Genomic DNA, 17,734 nt, shown 5'->3' with positions numbered 1-17,734 from the left:
CAACAACAACCACGACACTGAAAGTTTAAATAAATAAGAATATTGAAATAAAATCATATTCTTCTTCTTTTTTTTTTATTTTGAAAAACTATTTTTATATTTAGATAATTTTAATATCTCGTCTATATTTTTACTTAACTTTATTTAATAAGTATGTACATATAATTTATTAAGTAAAACTATTACTGTTTTAGAAGGTGTAGGTTATGAATAAATTAAATATTGTGGGAATAGGACCTGGAGCTAGAGAATACTTAACATTAAATGCTGTTGAAACCATAGAAAAATCAGATGTATTAGTAGGTAGTAAGAGATCTTTAGAGTTATTTGACTATCTTGATGCACAAATGGTTGTATTAGAGCCAAGAGATATTCCAAATACTGTGAAAAAGGCAGTATCATATCTTGATGATGGACTTAATGTATCTGTATTATCAACAGGTGATCCAGGTTTTTCTGGTATGTTAAAAACAATTCAAAGATTATCACCAAATACAAAACTAAATGTAATTCCAGGTATAAGTTCTGTTCAGTTAGCATCAGCAAAAGTTGAAATACCATGGGATAGTGCAAATTTAATAACAATTCATGGAGGAAAAGCACCTACAAAGGACTTGTTAGATAAAATTGATAATAATGTTCCAAATATAATTCTTCCAAATAGACATATTAGTGAACTTGCAGAATATCTTATAGATAATGGTTTTAGTCCAGAACATGGAATAACAATCTGTGAAAAACTAAGTTATCCAGATGAACAGGTGGTTCATGTAACACTTGAGGAAGCAAAACAGATGGACTTTGGATATATGTGTGTTGTGGTAGTTTAGAGTAGAAATTATTCATCATCCCCAATTAATTTTTATTATTTTTTTTAAAACCTTATATTATTAAATTAGTAATGAGATATAATAATATAGGAGAATTAGTTTAAACATGATAATTCATGATTTATTTTATTAATCTAAATTAATTTTTATATAAAAGATACGAAATAGTTAAAGGAGACTTGATATGTTACAAATAGCAGTAACTGGAAAACCAAATGTAGGTAAATCCTCATTTTTTAATTCAGCAACGTTATCAGAGGCAGAAGTTGCAAATTATCCATTTACAACAATAGATGCAAATGCAGCAATAGCTTATGTTACAGCAAAATGTCCATGTAGTGAATTGGATGTTTCATGTAATCCTCGTACTGGTAAATGTGAGGATGGGATAAGATATATTCCTGTGGAATTAATTGATGTTGCAGGATTAGTTCCTGGGGCACATGAAGGAAAAGGTTTAGGAAATAAATTTTTAGATGATTTAAGTCAAGCAAGGGCATTAATTCATATTATAGATGCATCTGGTGGAACAGATGAAGAAGGAAATCCATGTGAAATTGGAAGTCATGACCCATTAGATGATGTTAACTTTCTAAAACATGAGGTAACAATGTGGGTTTATTCAATATTAGAGAGAAATTGGCCAAGACTCATAAGAAAGGTAATGTCTGAACACTTAAACTTTGCAAAGGTTATTGCAGATCAATTAAGTGGCGCAGGAGTATTTCTTGATGATGTAATTGAAGCAGAAAGAATTATGGATGATGATTATGATAAATGGGAAAAAGATGATATTTTAAGATTTTTAGATAAATTACTTGAACTTGCAAAACCTATTATCATAGTTGCAAATAAGATAGATACTCCACAAGCAGAAGAAAACATTAATAGACTAAAACAGAAATATGAAAAAGTTATACCAACAAGTGCTGAATCAGAACTTGCTCTTGTAAATGCTACAAAGGCAGGATTAATAAAATATAAGTCAGGTGATGATTACTTTGAAATTATTGATGAAGAGAATCTATCACAAAAACAGAAAATGGCACTAGAATATATTGATAGTAATGTTCTAAAAAAATATGGTTCAACAGGTATTCAAGAAACTATAAATACTGCAGTATATGATGTTTTAGAAGAAATTGTAGTGTATCCTGTTGAAGATGAACATAAATATTCTGATCAGAAAGGAAATATTTTACCTGATGCACTTCTCATACCTAAAGGTTCCAATCCAAGGGATCTTGCATATTGTATACATACTGATATTGGTGAAGGTTTTACCCATGCAATTGATGCTAGAAAGAATATGAGAATATCAAGTGAACAGGAACTTAAACAATCAGATATTATCAGTATTATTTCAAATAAATAGGTGTTTTTTCATGATAACTGTAATTTATCCTGATAAGGATACTGATTTAGAACGATATTCAAATATTAATTCAGATGAAATTATTGTATATGATAATACAGGTAGTATTAATACAGATTTTAAAAAAGAAAATACTGTTGATATTTTCTCAAGGGCAGATAATATTATATTCACACAAAACTGTATTATTAATGAAAAATACGATATAAGTCCTCTGAAAGAGGCTTGTAACATTATTTGTGATAGTATAAATGATGATACTTTGATGATATTCGATACAAAAGTACCTCCAAGAACAGTATATAAAATGTCTAAAATAATAGATGAATATGAATTAATTCCTGATATAAATCTTGCATATACTACAATAATTAAAGAAGATACTAGAATAATTGCAGGTAGAAATGAAAATAGTCTTAAGAGAACATGTAATCTATATGAAAATATGAATAAAACAATAAAAACAACAAAACATATTCAAACAGCAGAAATGATACCTCTACTACAAAATGCATATAAGGATACTCTAATTGCACTTTCAAATCAAATGGCAATACTTTCAGAAGCACTAACAATAGATTTAATTGATGTAATAGATATTGCAAATATGAATAATAATGTGAATATTCCATATCCACAACCAGTACTTAAACAGGAAATTGTTAGGGATTCATCAGAGATAATAAATCTGGCAAATGAATATGGTGAAACTGTACAATTATCAGAAACATCCAGGAATACAAATAACTATGTAGCATATCACATGGCATACATGGCAGAAAAGGAATTGTTTTTAAAGGAACATCTTGCAATGTTTGAAACAACAGTAGCAATACTTGGAATAACAACAGATGATACACTTAAAACACAAGAAGATAATGCATCATTAATACTTATTGATGATTTTGTACAAAGAGATGTTGAAGTATGGGTACATGATGATAAGGTATCAGAGGATATTATAGAGGCACATGGAGCTAAAAAAATATCTCTTGATGAAATATATGATGCAGATTGTATAATTGTAATGATAGACACGCCAGAATATAGAAATATTAATCCATCAAAAATTGAGAAAATAATAATAACAGCACTACCATTATTTGATAGTGAAAAATTCAGTAATGTGAAATATAGTAGTGTTGGACAGTATAGATTAAAAAAAGGTGAAATGTTATGATACATCCAAGACCAAGTCCAATAGCAGCAGCACTATACACACTTCGAGATTTAGAAGTGGATGTGATTATAATGCATGGTCCTGCAGGCTGCTGTTTTAGAACAGGAAGATTACTTGAAGATGAGGGAATAAGAGTAATAACAACAGCTATGAGTGAGAATGATTTCATATTTGGTGCTGGTGAAAAATTATCTAAAACAATTAGAGAAGTCTATGAAACATTTAAACCAGAAAATATTGGAGTAGTTGGAACATGTGCTAGTATGATTATTGGGGAAAATATGAAAAAGGTTGTAAAGGAAGCAGATGTTGACTCTAATATAATAGTAGTGGAAACACATGGTGGATTTGATTCTGGAGATAATACTGCAGGAGCAATATTAACACTTAAAGCAGCAAATAAAGCTGAGTTAATTGATGAAGATGAAGTAAAACGACAAACTCAAATGTTACAAAAGGCTACTCAACTAGAAAAAACAAGGGGTATGGCTAAAGGTGAATATATTCAGCCAAATTATGGGGATAATAAGGTAAAAGTTGCAAATATGATTATTGATGCATTAAATGTAAATAAAAAAGTTTCAATTGTATTAAATGCTAAAAAAGAAACAAGTTATCTTTTTGCAGATATAATGTCTGTTCCATGGTCAAAGTATTATCCTGATAATCTACCTGTATTTATAGCCAATACAGATGAAAATATAGGACTTCCATATATAAAACATCATGCAACTGTTGTGAATAGTAATGTAGATAAAAAAATGGATTATATTACAGGTGGACTTGATGAATATCCAGTTACAGGTATTAAAGCACAAACTATACTTGAAGATGAGGATTGTGATGTTACAATAGTACTTGGAGTACCACATGCAGTTGATATAACAAAGGTACCTGGAAAAACAATAGCTGTTACTGATGGACCAAGACTTGTTAAACCATTAATGGATATGGGATATGATTATGTTATAACAGAGTTAGATGCACATTCTAAAACTCTTGGAGCAAAAAATATAGTTGAATCTGAATTTGCATCTACATTACGTGGTTTGTTAGAATAATCTAAAGTTTTTGAAATATTTCTAATAAATAAACTAAAATATAAAAGATATAAACTTAATATATATAAGTATAGATAATTTTGTATAGGTGACATAATTGAATATAGTAGTTATAGGCGGAGGAGCCTCTGGATTAACAACAGCATCCAATATAAGAAAATACAATAAAGATGTTCAAATAATAGTGTTTACAACACAGAAAAATGTTGCATATTCTCCTTGTGCAATTCCATATGTAATTGGTGGACATATTGATAGCTTTGATGATATTATTATGCACAAACCAGAAGAATACATGAGTAAAGATATTAGAATCATGACAGAATCTCGTGTAACAGAAATAGATCATGATAATACTGAAATTACATATGAAGATAAAGATGGAAACAAACAAAATATTAAATATGATAAATTAGTAATAGCAACTGGTGGAAAACCATTAATGCCTCCAATTCCAGGTAAGGATTTAGAAGGGGTATTTAAAGTAAGGACAATAGAAGATGGAGAAGAAATATTAGCATATTCTGAAAAATCTAAAAATGTAGTTCTTGTTGGTGGGGGAGCAATAGGATTAGAACTTGGTTCTGAATTAGCTCATAAAGGATTAAATGTAACAATTGCAGAAATGATGCCACAATTATTCCCTAGATCATTTGATAAAGAAATGTCTGATAAATTCCAAGAACACCTTCAAGGAAAAAATATTAAAATACTCACAGGTTCTGCAGTAGAATCAATTAATGGAGAAACAAAAGTAGAATCAGTAACTATTGATGGTGAAGTACAACCTGCTGACATGGTTATATTATCAACAGGAGTAAGACCACAAACAGAACTTGCAGAAAGTATTGGCTGTGAATTAGGAAAATTTGCAATTAAAGTAAATTCTCATATGGAAACGTCTGTGGAAAATGTTTATGCTGTAGGAGACTGTGTTGAAGTAATTGATGCAATAACAGGTCAAATTACACTATCTCCACTTGGAACTACAGCTGTAAGACAGGGTATTATCTTAGCTAAACATTTAACAGGTCATGAAATTGAATTTAAACCAGTTTTAAACTCAACAGTATCTCAAATTGGTATTATGGAAATGGGTGCAGTTGGAATAACACAACAAAGTGCACAAAAAGAAGGTATTGATGTTGTAGTAAGTAATATTGATACATTATCCAGAGCAAGATATTATCCTGGAAGTAAACCATTACACATTAAATTAATATCAAAATTAGATGGTACAATTATTGGTTGTCAAATGTTTGGTCAAGAAGCAGTAGCTGAAAGAGTAGATACAATGACAGCTATTATGTCACAGAAACTTAAATGTGATGAAGTAGTATCTATGGTAATAGATCCTATAGCTCAAGCAGCAGCTAATTGTCTTGAACAAATTGAAGCAATTGAATCTGAAATAAATTCTTCTTGTTGTGAAGTTAAAGAAGAATCTACTGATGCTGAAGAGGATAAACCTGTAGATGATACTTCAGAAAACTTATCTTTTACTGAAAGTCTTAGAGCACAGGGTTTAATTCAAAAATAAGATAATTTTAGGGTATAACTCCCTTAACTATTTTTTTTAATATATTCTAGTTTTTATAGTAATTTTTTTTAGAAAGAGTGTTTATTTTGGATAAAAAAAGTAATTGAAAATAGGGTATCTATTCTCTTTTTACTTTAGAGTATTCTGCACCTTGAAGATCGTAGTATTTTACCATACCAATCATTTCTCTTTGATCAATTCCTTTATCTTCAAATGATACATTTTCTTCATTATATAATGCATAAGGAGATTCTTTTGTAATAACTTTCATTGAACCTTTATGTAATCTTACTTCAACAGTACCTGTTACTCTTTGTTGCATATGATCATTTACAACATCAAGATCTTCTCTTAATGGTTCATTCCAAAGACCATTATATACTAATTCAGCATATTTTTGACTTAAGTTTTCTGCAAATTTAATTTCTTCTCTACTGAATATTAATTTTTCAAGAGCAGCATGTGCTGTTATAAGAAGAATAGCGCCTGGTGTTTCATAGTTTTCTCTTGATTTAAGACCAATAATTCTGTCTTCAACCATATCTATTCTACCAATTCCATTGTTACCAGCAATTTCATTTGCTTTTCTAATAAGAGCTACAGGTTCTAATTCTTCATCATTGATTTTTACAGGTTCTCCATTAACAAATTCTATTTTAACAATTTGTGGAGTTTCTGGTGCATCTACTGTGGATTTTGTCCATTCATATATTTCTTCTGGTGCAGCTGTTGCAGGATTTTCAAGTAATCCTCCTTCTATTGATCTACCCCATAGGTTTTCATCTATACTGTATATTTTTTCCGATGGAAGAGGTATTCCATGTTCTCGTGCATAGTCTTGTTCTTCTGTTCTTGTTAGGTTATAATCACGTACAGGAGCAACTATGTCTAGATCAGATTCTGATCTGATGGTTGCTTCAAATCTGAATTGATCGTTTCCTTTTCCAGTACATCCATGTGCAATTGTTGAAGCATTTTCTTTTTTTGCTATTTCAACTATTTTTTTTGCAATTAATGGTCTTGCATATGCTGTACTTAATGGGTATCCTTCATATAATGAATTTGTTTTTATACATCTGAATGCATATTCTTTTGCAAATTCATCTTTTGCATCTATTGTGTAGTGTTTGTCTGAACCAATTTTTTGAGCTGCTGCTTCTGGTTTTTTAATTTCATCTTCTGGTTGTCCTACATCTACACATGCTGTGATAACTTCCATATTATATTTTTCTTGTAATAATTTAACACATACTGAGGTGTCTAATCCTCCACTGAATGCTAATACTACTTTTTCCATTGTTTCACCTTTTTATTTTATAATTAAATTAATATTTTTTTTTATAAAAGTAATATTTCTCTATGTGTATTGAGATATATATTATTATATATCTGTTTGTTTTGTAATATAATTTAGGTTTTTATTGGTTATTTTTGAGAATATTATTATATTTGTTTGTATAAATCTTTAGATATTAAGTTATATTTGGTGAATTTTTTAATATGTCAAATTATAGAAATCATGCAATAGCAGGTATATTATTTGCACTTCCATTTGCTCCTTCACTTTTCTATTTGTTTTTTGCTCTACTTGGAGCATCTATACCAGATATGGATCATGTTAATAATAAAAATAAGGTTGTGGTGATGTTTATTATTGGTGTGATTCTTGCTGTGGCCTTGTCAGTTTATGATAAACTCCCATTATCTGCTATGATTATTATCTTAGTTGCAGGTATTTTTTATGTTTCTAAGCATAGGGGATTTACACATACATTGCTTGGTGTTAGTGTATTATCATTTCTATTTACATTGATTGTTATGGGTTTTATTCCATTTATTAATAAGTTGCTTATAGTTTCTAATATTGCTTGGCCAAGTAGTATTTTATTATTTGTTGTAATGATACTTGTTGGTTATTTTATTGTTAGTAGAAAGTATCTTTTATGGTATGTGTTACTAGTTGGAATTTATTTATTTTTATTTCCAGTGGATTATGGTAATATTGGTAGTAGTAATGTATTTTTAATGTTTTTTATTGGTGCTATTAGTCATATTATCTTGGATTTATGGACTCCAGCTGGACTTTGCTTGTTTATACCAGTTAGTTATAAAAAGTATCATAGATCTATGGCTTTGTTATTAATATTAATTTGGATTATCTGTTCGTTGCATTATATAACAGTGAATGGTTCGTTATTAACTAATTTTACTTCAATTTTTAAGTATGCCTAAAAATCATTTCATAACTATTAAATATGTGGTTTTGATATATATTTTATTATACTATATACTTAGAATTTTGAAGTTTTTCTTTTTTTAAGTATTAAGTTTTTATAGCTAATTGATTTAAATTTATAATAAAAACGGAGTTTAATTTATGTTTTTAACTAGAATAATCTACGGAATAGAATTTTTCGTAGTATTAGTAGTCGAAATAATTAAAGCAATACTTGACACAAGTATTTGCTGTCTCAAGGGCGATGTTGATCCTATAGTTGTAAAGATTAAACCTGATCTTGAAAGACCAGTATCTCTTGCAATACTATCAAATACTATCACATTAACACCTGGTACTATCACTGTTAGTATGGATCAAGAAGAACGTGTTTTAACAGTTTCAGCTTTAACACCTCGTTCAACTGGAGATATTATCCCTCTTGAGCCATATATTAAGAAAATGTTAGAATAAACATAGGGTGATGAGATGGATTTTTTAACAATATCTGAATTGTTCCTCATGTTATGTCTAATTGTTTACATGCTAGCAAATGTAAAAATTGCAGCAAGAAGAACAATTGGTTCAGCTTTAGCTGGGGTAGCAGGTTTCACAATTGCACTTGCAATTGTTTTAACAATGGTATCTTCACTTACTGGAATAGATTTCTGTAGAGACATAGCATTTGCAATACTTATATTAAGTCCTGTAGGAACAATAGCTGTATCCTACGTATTAGGTGGGGGCGATTTATAATGACTGAAGCAGCATTAGAACTTACTTTAAATGTAGATCCTGTTGGATTAATTATAGGGTTAATATTTATAATCTGCGGTATATTCGTTTTAATTACAGCAAAAGGACTATTATGTAATACCGATGACGATGTTAAATATGTCGTATTTGGAAGATTAGAAATGTTAGGTATTGTAGATATGCTTGGCGTGTTAATATTAATACTTCTTGGAGAACCAGCTTTAGGAATGACATACTTTATATTAGCACCATTTGCAACTCATGCAATAGCAAGTGGACACTTCCGTGGAGAACAGGGGGAGCAATAAAATGGCAGATATAAATTTAATAATACAAAATGCAGTACCTTGGATTTTATATTTATTTGCAATATTAGGTGCATTTGTTTGTTTAATTCAAAAAGATTTAATTAAAATGGCTGTATTAACTAGTATTACTGGTTTTATTTTAGCAGCAATTTATCAAGTTTTATTAGCACCCGATGTAGCATTAACACAAGCTGTAGTGGGAGCAGCTATTGTACCAACATTAGTAGCTCTTACAATTCTTAAAACAAGAGAACAACCTGTATCAAAAGAGGAAGGTGATTCCTAATGTTATCAGTACAATTAGGAGCTTTAATTACAGCAGCACTTTTAATGATTATGGGTACAGTAGCATTAGTTTATCTAGATAATGTTGTTAAGAAAATTATTGGGGCTGCATTTATAGGTGATGGTGTAAATTTATTATTAATTTCATTAGGTTACAAAGTTAACGGAATTACATATATCTTTTTACAAAATATGGAAGTAAATAACTTCTTAGGTCAAGCATCATATCCATTACCATTTGCATTAGTACTTACTAGTATTGTAATTGGAGCAAGTACACTTGCTGTAATGTTAGCAATGACAGTAGTATTATATAAAAGACATGGTACTTTAAGTGCATCCGTTCTTTTAAATGATAAAAGATTTGGAGAGGATAATAATGAATAGTACTGTAATTACAGCAATGGGGGGTAGTTTATAATGGATGGAACTATCTTTTTACCATTAATGGTTATTATACCAATAATTTGTGCTATATTAGTTAACCTATTACATGGTTCTGAAAAAATAACAAAAGTATTGGCAGTTATTACTGCTATTTGTTTACCAATAGTACCATTAGTAGCAACATATGGAAACCATTTCTTTGGAGGATATAAACCTCTAGCAGCTGGTGGATTAGCAGTTCAATTACCTGCATTATCTAAAGCAATAATTTCTGGATCAGTTCTAGAATTATTCCACCCAGCAATTACATATGCATTTGGACCTGGACAACAAGTAGTTGCATTTATATTAGGTATAGTTGCAATGTGTGCAGTATTCATATCCATTGCAGAAACTAAGAAAACATCTGGAGTATACTTATATTTATTATTCATGCTCTCAGCAGCATTAATGGCATTTGTATTAACAGATGATATATTCCACTTATATGTATTCTTTGAAATAGCAGCTCTTGTTCAAGTAGGTTTAATACTCGTATCAAGAGTAAGAGGAAATTATGTAACTGGTTTAAAATACATGTTACTTGGAGAAATAGGCGGTTCCTTCATGTTATTGGGTATTGCTTTATTACTTGGATTAACAGGTAACGTAAACATAACTGATATTGTAATGATGATACACAATGGAGCAGTAGATCCAACAAACCCAGTATTATTATTTGCAGCAGGTATGTTAATTTATGGTTGGTTATATGCAACAGGATTACCACCATTCAATGCAATTAAATCAGAAATTTACAGTAAAGGTTTACCTAGTGGATCAGTATTATTACAATCATTCTCTGTAATAGGTTGTATATCCATAGGTTTAGTATTAATTAGAATATTTGGATATTTACCATCAGTACAAATGGCAATACTTGCAGTATCTGTACTTGCAATGATTTTAGGTATAAGTATGGCTATGGTGCAAGATGATTACAAACGTATCATCGCATACTTAGCTGTTGGTGAATTAGGTTATATTGGTGTAGGACTAGGATTAGGAACTCCATACAGTATAACAGCAGGATTATTCCAAGCAGTAAATGAATTAGTAGTAACTTCATTCTTGTTTGTAGGATTTGGTTTAGTATTATACAAAACAAGAACAAGTAAAATCAGTAAACTTGGTGGATTATTAGAACATATGCCTGTAGCAGCATTATTAATTGTACTTGCAGGATTTATAATGGCTGGAGTACCTCCATTCAATGTATTCCAAAGTAAATACATGTTATGTCAAGCTGCATTAAGTGCAGGAATACCAGAACTTGCAATAATTATGATTATATTAAGTATTGTAACTTTCTTAGCATTCTTAAAAATCACATATGCAATGTTCCTTAGACCAAAACCAGATGATTTAGAAGTATCTTCTGCAAAAGTTCCTAAAACAACTATGGCAATAATGGTATTCTTCTTAATTATTTGTTTAATTATAGGTTTATGTCCTGATTTAGTAGTAAATAGACTTGGAGTCATGGCTTTTTCCGCTTTAATAATGTAATAAGGTGATAAAATGAATATGTACGATAAACTTGTCGAAACTTTAAAAAGTACATTTGGGGATGATCCTAAGAAAACATTAGTTAATGGATCTGTAACATCATCAGTCATGTCTGCTGAATTAGTCTTAATAGCATCTTTATTAGTGGCTGCTTTGACTATTAGATTAGTAAGTCCTGCATTGATGGTAATTGTAGAAGTTGCCTTAATCATAATCTTTATGTATGCAACACCAATCATGCCTAAATTGTACAAAGAACACAACGATGATATAAATAATATGATGTTTTATGCTGTTTTAACATTAGCAATAATATCAATAGTATTCTACTGGGGGGGAATATAGATGAAATCTTCTATTAGAAAAATAGCATTAGCTGTATCTTTTCTAGCATTCTCAGCAGTATTTTTAAGTTCAATGTATAACTTCAGTTCCTTAATATTCCCTGGTATCAACTATATCTATCAAGGATTAGGAGTATCTGTAGCACCTAACTTGGTAACAAACATAGTATTTGATTTCAGAGGATTCGATACTTTAGGTGAAGCATTAATCTTAGTTAGTGCTGTAGTAACAACTATGCTCGTATTTGGTAGAGGAAAAGTAAACCTTGGAGGCGACGACGATGAGTGATCTTCTTAAATTAATATCATACCCATTATCCTTTATATTAATAGGTTATGGTGCTATGACTATTCTTGGTGGACACATTACACCTGGAGGAGGTTTCCAGGGAGGAGCTATTATGGCTTCAGGAGCTATTCTCTGTATTCTTGCATATGGTTTAAAAGAAAATCCATTTAATTTTTCACACGAAAGAATGTCCATAATAGAAAGCTTTGGAGCTTTAGGTTATGTATTCCTTGGTTTATGTGGATTATTTACAGGTGGTTCATTCCTTTATAACTTAGGAACAAACATATATGGATTAGTACCATCTGGTGTAGAAGCTATATTTAACTTCCCAGATGCATTACATGCTGGAATAATTCCATATTTAAACATAGTGGTAGGATTAAAAGTATTTATAGGATTAACAACATTAGTAGTTCTTTTCTATAGTGTAACTAAATACAAAGAAGACTACGTTGATGATGAGGAAATAGAATAGGGGGAGTAAATATGGTTATAGAAAGTACAGTACCGTTTTTACAATCAATGGCTCCTAACCTTTTTGGAGTCTTATATACTGGACCAACAATAGTTGGTTTTATTATAGGTTTCCTAGCAGGAGTTATTATGCATAAAACACCAACAAAAGGTATAAAACTCAATACTTCCTCATGGATTGCTATAATAATTGCAGGAATCATCATAGCATACTGGTTTGGAACTTTCCCATACTATGAAAGTTTACCATTAGGACCAGGATTTGTAGTTGCTATTATTGGTGCAATAGTCGGAAGAGGATTATTAGGAACTAAAAGTGAGGCTTAAGTGGGGTAATATGAAATGTTTATGACAACAGGTAATTGTAATGGCTCAGGAAATTGTGTAGATGCTTGCCCTACTGATGCTATTAAAGTAGTTAATGGGAAAGCAGTTAGTTGTATAACCTGTGGTAAGTGTGAAAAAGTCTGTCCAAACAAAGCTATCTTTAAAAACAAATTTGGTGGATATGTAGTAGACAGAACAAAATGTAACTTATGTGGAATGTGTATGAATGTATGTCCTGTAAGTGTTATCACAGTTAAAGATGGAAAAATCATGGGATTATGTTCTAATTGTGGTGTATGTGTACCTGCATGTCCAAATAATGCTAGAATGGCACCACCAAAAAGACCAGTTCAAATGGAAAAAGAAATGGTCAACAGAATCAATGTAGGAACAAATCATGATGATTGTATTGAATGTGGAAGATGTGCATATTTCTGTCCAACAAACTCAATTAAGTTCTCATACATAGAACCAGGAGTTTGTACAAAATGTGATACTTGTATTGATGTTTGTCCAAGAAATGCAATTGGACCTATTGAAGAAGGTGGAGCATATCAAGTTGACATGAAAAAATGTGCATTATGTTACAAATGTTTAATTGAATGTCCAAACGATGCAATCATTGAAAAAGACTTTGAACTTGAAATTCAACAACCAGAATATGATGTTGAAAACGATACAAAAATGATTGGATGTATTGATTGTAAAGTATGTGCAGATGCATGTCCAACAAATGGTTTACAAATTATCAATAAAAAAGTTAGATTCAGTGCAGATTTATGTTCATTATGTAATAATGTTAATAATGAAGAACATTGTGCAGCAGACTATGAACATGCTCCATGTGTAACAGCTTGTCCACAAGGTGTATTAGAATTTGTTCCAGATTCAAAAATTACACTTGAAGGTATATGTGTAGGTTGTGGAGGATGTATTCCTGAATGTAAATATGGTGCACGTAAATTTGGAAATACTTCATGGAATGGAGAAATTGGGGCACAATGTATTAAATGTGGTATTTGTGTAGAAGTTTGTCCAAAAGATGCATTAACTATTGAAGATAAAGAAGTAAAACTTAACTTTGATAAATGTGTTCTTTGTGAAAAATGTGGAATTTACTGTCCAGTAAATGCTATACCTAAAACATCACCACTTAAAATGAAAATACAAAGTGGATATTCCATGATCAACAATAACTTATGTGTAGGTTGTGGAGTATGTATAGATGCATGTGTTTTCAAAGCAATTGCTCCTGATGAAGAAGGTAACTTAAAAATTGATAACAACAGATGTATTTATTGTGGAGCTTGTAAGACAGCATGTCCTGCTAGAGCAATAAAAATACAAAGAGACTTTGGGGCTACAATATGAGTTTAGGAAAAGTTTTTATCAACGGAATCTACAACAACCTTAAAAGAATAATTTTTGGTAGTGAATGTAGAACAGATTTACAATTACGTGAAGATGTATTAAATGGTAATGTGAAACCATCACCTAAAGTTGCAGAAGTAGAATGTATTGGTTGTGGAGGATGTTCTAATGTATGTCCTACAAAAGCTATTATTATGGTTCCAGTAGAACCTGTAGAAATAGCTGATGGCATAGTTAAAACAGCAATTCCTGAGATTGATGAAATTAACTGTGTACATTGTTATCAATGTCACGATTTCTGTCCAGTATATGCATTATTTGGAGTAGCAGCAACAATTCATCCTAATGACATTGGAAACAAATGTGATAAGGATGTAAACAGTATGTTATTAGATCCAAGTGAAGTATCTGAGAAGAAAATCCAATACATAGCTCAATATTTAACTGATGATTCAATTATTCAGAAAAATAGAGAATTAAAAGAAAAAGTAGCAGCTCAAGAAGCAGCTGGAAATGAGAATTAGGAGGATAAGCATGGGATTAAAATCACAAGCCCGTAAAAAGGCAATACACCTTATGTTAGTTTATACTGGTGGATGTAACGGTTGCGATATAGAAATAGTTAACACAGTATTGTCTCCTAAATTCGATATAGAACAATACAATGTGTATTTAACATGGAATCCAAGGGAAGCTGATGTTTTAGTAGTATCTGGTCCTGTAACTTACTGGACTAAAGAGCCACTTCTTAAAATTTACGAAGCAATACCTAAACCTAAATTAGTTGTTGCAGTAGGAGCATGTGCTTTAACTGGTGGAGTATACAAAAATATTCATGGAGAAATTCCTTCTGAAGAAATTGAAGGACCTGTAGATAATGTTATACCAGTAGATGCTAAAATACCTGGATGTGCAGTAAGGCCAGAAGATGTTGTAGCTGGAGTAGTATCAGTAATACCAATACTACTTGGAAAAGAAGATAAATAATTTGAAGAGGTATTTATATGGTTACAAAAATAGATGGAGCAACAACTTGTGACAAAACAGAAAGACAAGTTTTTGAAACAGAAATCAATATGGGTACAGTACATCCGGCAGCTTTAGAACCTTACAGAGTTAGACTATTTGTAGAAGATGAAATAGTAAAAGATGCTGAAATTACTGTAGGTTTAAACCATAGAGGAATTGAAAGAATTATGGAAGGACTACCTGTAGAAAAAGCAAATGCTTTAACAGAAAAAGTATGTGGTATTTGTTCTAACGGACATATATACAATTCCTGTCGTGTAGGAGAAGGAGCTTTAGGTATAGAAATTCCAGAAAGAGCAGTATATTTACGTGTTCTTGCAGAAGAATTAGAAAGATTACATAGTCATATGTTATACTTAGGTCATGGATCTGAGGTATTATGTCATGAAACCTTTGCTATGAGAATATTTTATATAAGAGAATCTGTAATGGATCTTTTATATATGATGGGTGGAAACAGAGTTCAATATGGAATATCAGTTCTTGGTGGAGTAAGACCTAGAGCTGACTTAAATCTTAAAGAACAACAAAGAGTACTTGACACAATGGATTATATCGATGAAAAAGTAGCAGATTTTGCTGAAAGATTCATAGCTGATCCAATGGTAATGCACCGTATTACTGGTACTGGTGAATTATCACAGAAACAAGCACTTGATTTACATGTAACTGGCCCATCTTTAAGAGCAACAGGATATGAATATGATTTTAGAACTGAAATGTTTGAATATGAACCTTTTGAATTTGATATTATCACTCAAGATGGTGGAGATGTAAGGGCTAATATTCTTATGAGAGCAACTGAAATCTTTGAATCAACAAAGATCATTAGACAAGTTATTAAAAACTTACCTAAAGGTCCTATTGTAACAAGAGATTGGGATTTAGTAGACTCACCAGTTTATAAAAGTTATATAGAAGTACCTCGTGGAGTATGTTATCATTCATATGGTTTAGAGGATGGAAAAGTAAGACATAGTATTATAAGAACTCCATCAATGTCTAACATTGGTGCAATGCAAGAATCTTGTATTGGACACCCAATTCAGGATGCACAACTTGCTATTGTATCATGTGATCCATGTTTCACTTGTACTGATAGAGCTATACAAATAATTAAATTATAGGAGATCAGACAATGGATATAGTAACATCAATAGGCTATGTTATAGGTGCTTTTATAATTGCAAGTATTGTATGTTTATGGTTACCGGGTATTGAAAAGAAAGCAGAGGCAAGAGTACAACAAAGACTTGGTCCTCAACTTTCAAGTCCTGGTTTCTATGCAACATTAAAATTCTTCTTTAAACAAGTATTAGAACCATCTGCAATATTGCCTAGAGTATATAATATATTACCTTTAATAACTTTGATTATAGTAGCAGCAATATTCCTCATACTCATACCACAAGTAATGGTAGCTTGGGGATCTTTTGCTAGTTTAGTAGCATTAGTTGGTTTATTAAAAGTGGAAGAAGTTTTATACTTATTTATGAGTTCATTCTCACAATCACTTTTATCAAAAACCATGCCTTTCCCTGATCAAGCAAAAGGTGGAAAACATATTGGTGCAAAACAATCATTTATAGAACAATTAAGTGCAAAAAGATCATTAAAACTCATATCTTATGGTAGTTTACCATTTTATATAGCTTTATTTATTCCTGCAATAATGGCTAAAAGTTTGAATTTAATAGACATTGTAAGATATCAATTAATTACAGGTCCAATATTATTCACACTTCCAGGTATCATAGGAACAATTGTGTTCTTTGTAGGATTCTTAATTGTACTTAACTCTAATCCATTTGCATTCATGGAAGGTCATTCAGATGTAATTCAAGGTCCTTTACTTGAATACATGTCAAAATACAGAGCAGTATATGTAATGGCACATGCATTCTTAATATTTGTTGGAGCTTGTGTATATTCAACATTATTCTTAGGTATGCCACCAGTATTTGGTATCTCAATAATTGTACCAATAATATGTTCTATAATAATAACAATAGCTGCAGCTGTAGTAAGTGCATTCTCACCATTATTCACTAACCGTGAGTTTTTCCCTACAGTTATAGCAACAAGTGCTGTTGCTGTAGTAGCAGTTTTAATTGCTGTATTATAATGATTTAAAAGGTGATTAAATGAAAATAGTATTAAGACCACATCATATAATAGGTTTAGCAGGTTATATTGTAGAAGTAAGAACATCTTTCAGAAATTTAATTGTAGTTAATCATGAAGATGAACCAATTAAACTAGAAGTTCCTGTTCTTAATGATGAATGGATTGAAGAACATGAAGCATTAGGATTGGAAGTAATTCCAGTTAATGATGATGATGACTTTTTAGTAATGTATCAAATGGCTAAACATAAATTAGATGAAGAAAGAAAAGCTATAGAAAGTAATT

Annotated in this window: 23 protein-coding genes; 22 read left to right on the top strand and 1 reads right to left on the bottom strand. The window is 30.8% G+C overall.

Features of this window, described 5'->3' with window-relative positions:
• The first annotated feature begins 206 nt into the window (after window positions 1-206).
• From A9758_RS05595 to A9758_RS05575, 5 genes are all read left to right on the top strand, one after another.
• On the top strand, window positions 207-830 hold the full coding sequence (locus A9758_RS05595; RefSeq protein ID WP_011407033.1) for a cobalt-precorrin-7 (C(5))-methyltransferase: 624 nt from the start codon (window positions 207-209) through the stop codon (window positions 828-830).
• Between the two features lie 184 nt (window positions 831-1,014).
• Window positions 1,015-2,205 carry a redox-regulated ATPase YchF gene (locus tag A9758_RS05590; protein WP_011407032.1) on the top strand — a complete coding sequence of 397 codons (1,191 nt, stop codon included), beginning with the start codon at window positions 1,015-1,017 and terminating at the stop codon, window positions 2,203-2,205.
• A 10-nt stretch (window positions 2,206-2,215) separates the two neighbouring features.
• On the top strand, window positions 2,216-3,385 hold the full coding sequence (locus tag A9758_RS05585; protein ID WP_011407031.1) for a hypothetical protein: 1,170 nt from the start codon (window positions 2,216-2,218) through the stop codon (window positions 3,383-3,385).
• Complete coding sequence (gene cfbD, locus A9758_RS05580; RefSeq protein WP_048059914.1) at window positions 3,385-4,446, top strand: Ni-sirohydrochlorin a,c-diamide reductive cyclase catalytic subunit; 1,062 nt, start codon at window positions 3,385-3,387, stop codon at window positions 4,444-4,446. Before A9758_RS05585 ends, cfbD begins: the two co-directional genes overlap by 1 nt.
• A gap of 97 nt (window positions 4,447-4,543) precedes the next feature.
• Window positions 4,544-5,986 (top strand): NAD(P)/FAD-dependent oxidoreductase, encoded by a 1,443-nt coding sequence (locus A9758_RS05575; RefSeq protein ID WP_011407029.1) that lies wholly within the window; start codon window positions 4,544-4,546, stop codon window positions 5,984-5,986.
• A 118-nt stretch (window positions 5,987-6,104) separates the two neighbouring features.
• On the opposite strand, the gene A9758_RS05570 is transcribed toward A9758_RS05575, so the two are convergent.
• On the bottom strand, window positions 6,105-7,283 hold the full coding sequence (locus A9758_RS05570; protein WP_011407028.1) for an argininosuccinate synthase: 1,179 nt from the start codon (window positions 7,281-7,283) through the stop codon (window positions 6,105-6,107).
• 203 nt (window positions 7,284-7,486) lie between these two features.
• Between A9758_RS05570 and A9758_RS05565 the strand changes: the two genes are divergently transcribed.
• From A9758_RS05565 to A9758_RS05485, 17 genes are all read left to right on the top strand, one after another.
• Window positions 7,487-8,218, top strand: a complete 732-nt coding sequence (locus tag A9758_RS05565; protein WP_011407027.1) for a metal-dependent hydrolase — start codon at window positions 7,487-7,489, stop codon at window positions 8,216-8,218.
• A gap of 145 nt (window positions 8,219-8,363) precedes the next feature.
• Window positions 8,364-8,675, top strand: a complete 312-nt coding sequence (locus tag A9758_RS05560) for a Na+/H+ antiporter subunit E (RefSeq protein ID WP_011407026.1) — start codon at window positions 8,364-8,366, stop codon at window positions 8,673-8,675.
• A gap of 15 nt (window positions 8,676-8,690) precedes the next feature.
• On the top strand, window positions 8,691-8,957 hold the full coding sequence (locus A9758_RS05555) for a hypothetical protein (protein ID WP_011407025.1): 267 nt from the start codon (window positions 8,691-8,693) through the stop codon (window positions 8,955-8,957).
• Window positions 8,957-9,265 (top strand): monovalent cation/H+ antiporter subunit G, encoded by a 309-nt coding sequence (locus A9758_RS05550; RefSeq protein WP_011407024.1) that lies wholly within the window; start codon window positions 8,957-8,959, stop codon window positions 9,263-9,265. Before A9758_RS05555 ends, A9758_RS05550 begins: the two co-directional genes overlap by 1 nt.
• A gap of 1 nt (window position 9,266) precedes the next feature.
• Window positions 9,267-9,551: a DUF4040 domain-containing protein gene (locus A9758_RS05545; RefSeq protein WP_011407023.1), complete on the top strand. Its 285-nt coding sequence runs from the start codon at window positions 9,267-9,269 to the stop codon at window positions 9,549-9,551.
• Window positions 9,551-9,937, top strand: a complete 387-nt coding sequence (locus A9758_RS05540) for a cation:proton antiporter subunit C (protein WP_011407022.1) — start codon at window positions 9,551-9,553, stop codon at window positions 9,935-9,937. Before A9758_RS05545 ends, A9758_RS05540 begins: the two co-directional genes overlap by 1 nt.
• A gap of 33 nt (window positions 9,938-9,970) precedes the next feature.
• The gene (gene ehbF, locus A9758_RS05535; protein WP_011407021.1) at window positions 9,971-11,485 is read left to right on the top strand and encodes an energy conserving hydrogenase EhbF; all 1,515 of its coding nucleotides are present in this window, start codon (window positions 9,971-9,973) and stop codon (window positions 11,483-11,485) included.
• Window positions 11,486-11,503: 18 nt separating this feature from the next.
• A complete protein-coding gene (locus A9758_RS05530) occupies window positions 11,504-11,830 on the top strand; it encodes an energy-converting hydrogenase B subunit G, EhbG (RefSeq protein WP_143740879.1) in 327 nt (108 codons plus the stop codon).
• The gene (locus tag A9758_RS05525) at window positions 11,831-12,118 is read left to right on the top strand and encodes a hypothetical protein (RefSeq protein ID WP_011407019.1); all 288 of its coding nucleotides are present in this window, start codon (window positions 11,831-11,833) and stop codon (window positions 12,116-12,118) included.
• Entirely contained in the window at window positions 12,111-12,596 is a 486-nt protein-coding gene (locus tag A9758_RS05520) for an MnhB domain-containing protein (protein WP_011407018.1), read from the top strand. The genes A9758_RS05525 and A9758_RS05520 overlap by 8 nt, the downstream gene beginning before the upstream one ends.
• Window positions 12,597-12,607: 11 nt before the next feature.
• Window positions 12,608-12,922, top strand: a complete 315-nt coding sequence (locus A9758_RS05515; protein WP_011407017.1) for a hypothetical protein — start codon at window positions 12,608-12,610, stop codon at window positions 12,920-12,922.
• Between the two features lie 15 nt (window positions 12,923-12,937).
• Window positions 12,938-14,293, top strand: a complete 1,356-nt coding sequence (locus tag A9758_RS05510; protein WP_011407016.1) for a 4Fe-4S binding protein — start codon at window positions 12,938-12,940, stop codon at window positions 14,291-14,293.
• On the top strand, window positions 14,290-14,817 hold the full coding sequence (locus A9758_RS05505) for a 4Fe-4S binding protein (RefSeq protein ID WP_011407015.1): 528 nt from the start codon (window positions 14,290-14,292) through the stop codon (window positions 14,815-14,817). Before A9758_RS05510 ends, A9758_RS05505 begins: the two co-directional genes overlap by 4 nt.
• A 10-nt stretch (window positions 14,818-14,827) precedes the next feature.
• Complete coding sequence (locus A9758_RS05500; RefSeq protein ID WP_011407014.1) at window positions 14,828-15,280, top strand: NADH-quinone oxidoreductase subunit B family protein; 453 nt, start codon at window positions 14,828-14,830, stop codon at window positions 15,278-15,280.
• A 17-nt stretch (window positions 15,281-15,297) separates the two neighbouring features.
• Complete coding sequence (locus A9758_RS05495; protein ID WP_011407013.1) at window positions 15,298-16,449, top strand: nickel-dependent hydrogenase large subunit; 1,152 nt, start codon at window positions 15,298-15,300, stop codon at window positions 16,447-16,449.
• A gap of 11 nt (window positions 16,450-16,460) precedes the next feature.
• Window positions 16,461-17,447, top strand: coding sequence for a respiratory chain complex I subunit 1 family protein (locus A9758_RS05490; RefSeq protein ID WP_011407012.1), 987 nt, complete (start codon window positions 16,461-16,463; stop codon window positions 17,445-17,447).
• A gap of 19 nt (window positions 17,448-17,466) precedes the next feature.
• Window positions 17,467-17,734 (top strand): energy-converting hydrogenase B subunit P (locus tag A9758_RS05485; protein WP_011407011.1); only part of this gene is annotated, 268 nt, incomplete at its 3' end.

The organism is Methanosphaera sp. A6, from assembly GCF_001729395.1.
GTDB lineage: Archaea > Methanobacteriota > Methanobacteria > Methanobacteriales > Methanobacteriaceae > Methanosphaera > Methanosphaera stadtmanae.
The sequence above is the reverse complement of the archived record's forward strand: the minus strand, read 5'-3'. Positions and strand labels throughout refer to the sequence as shown.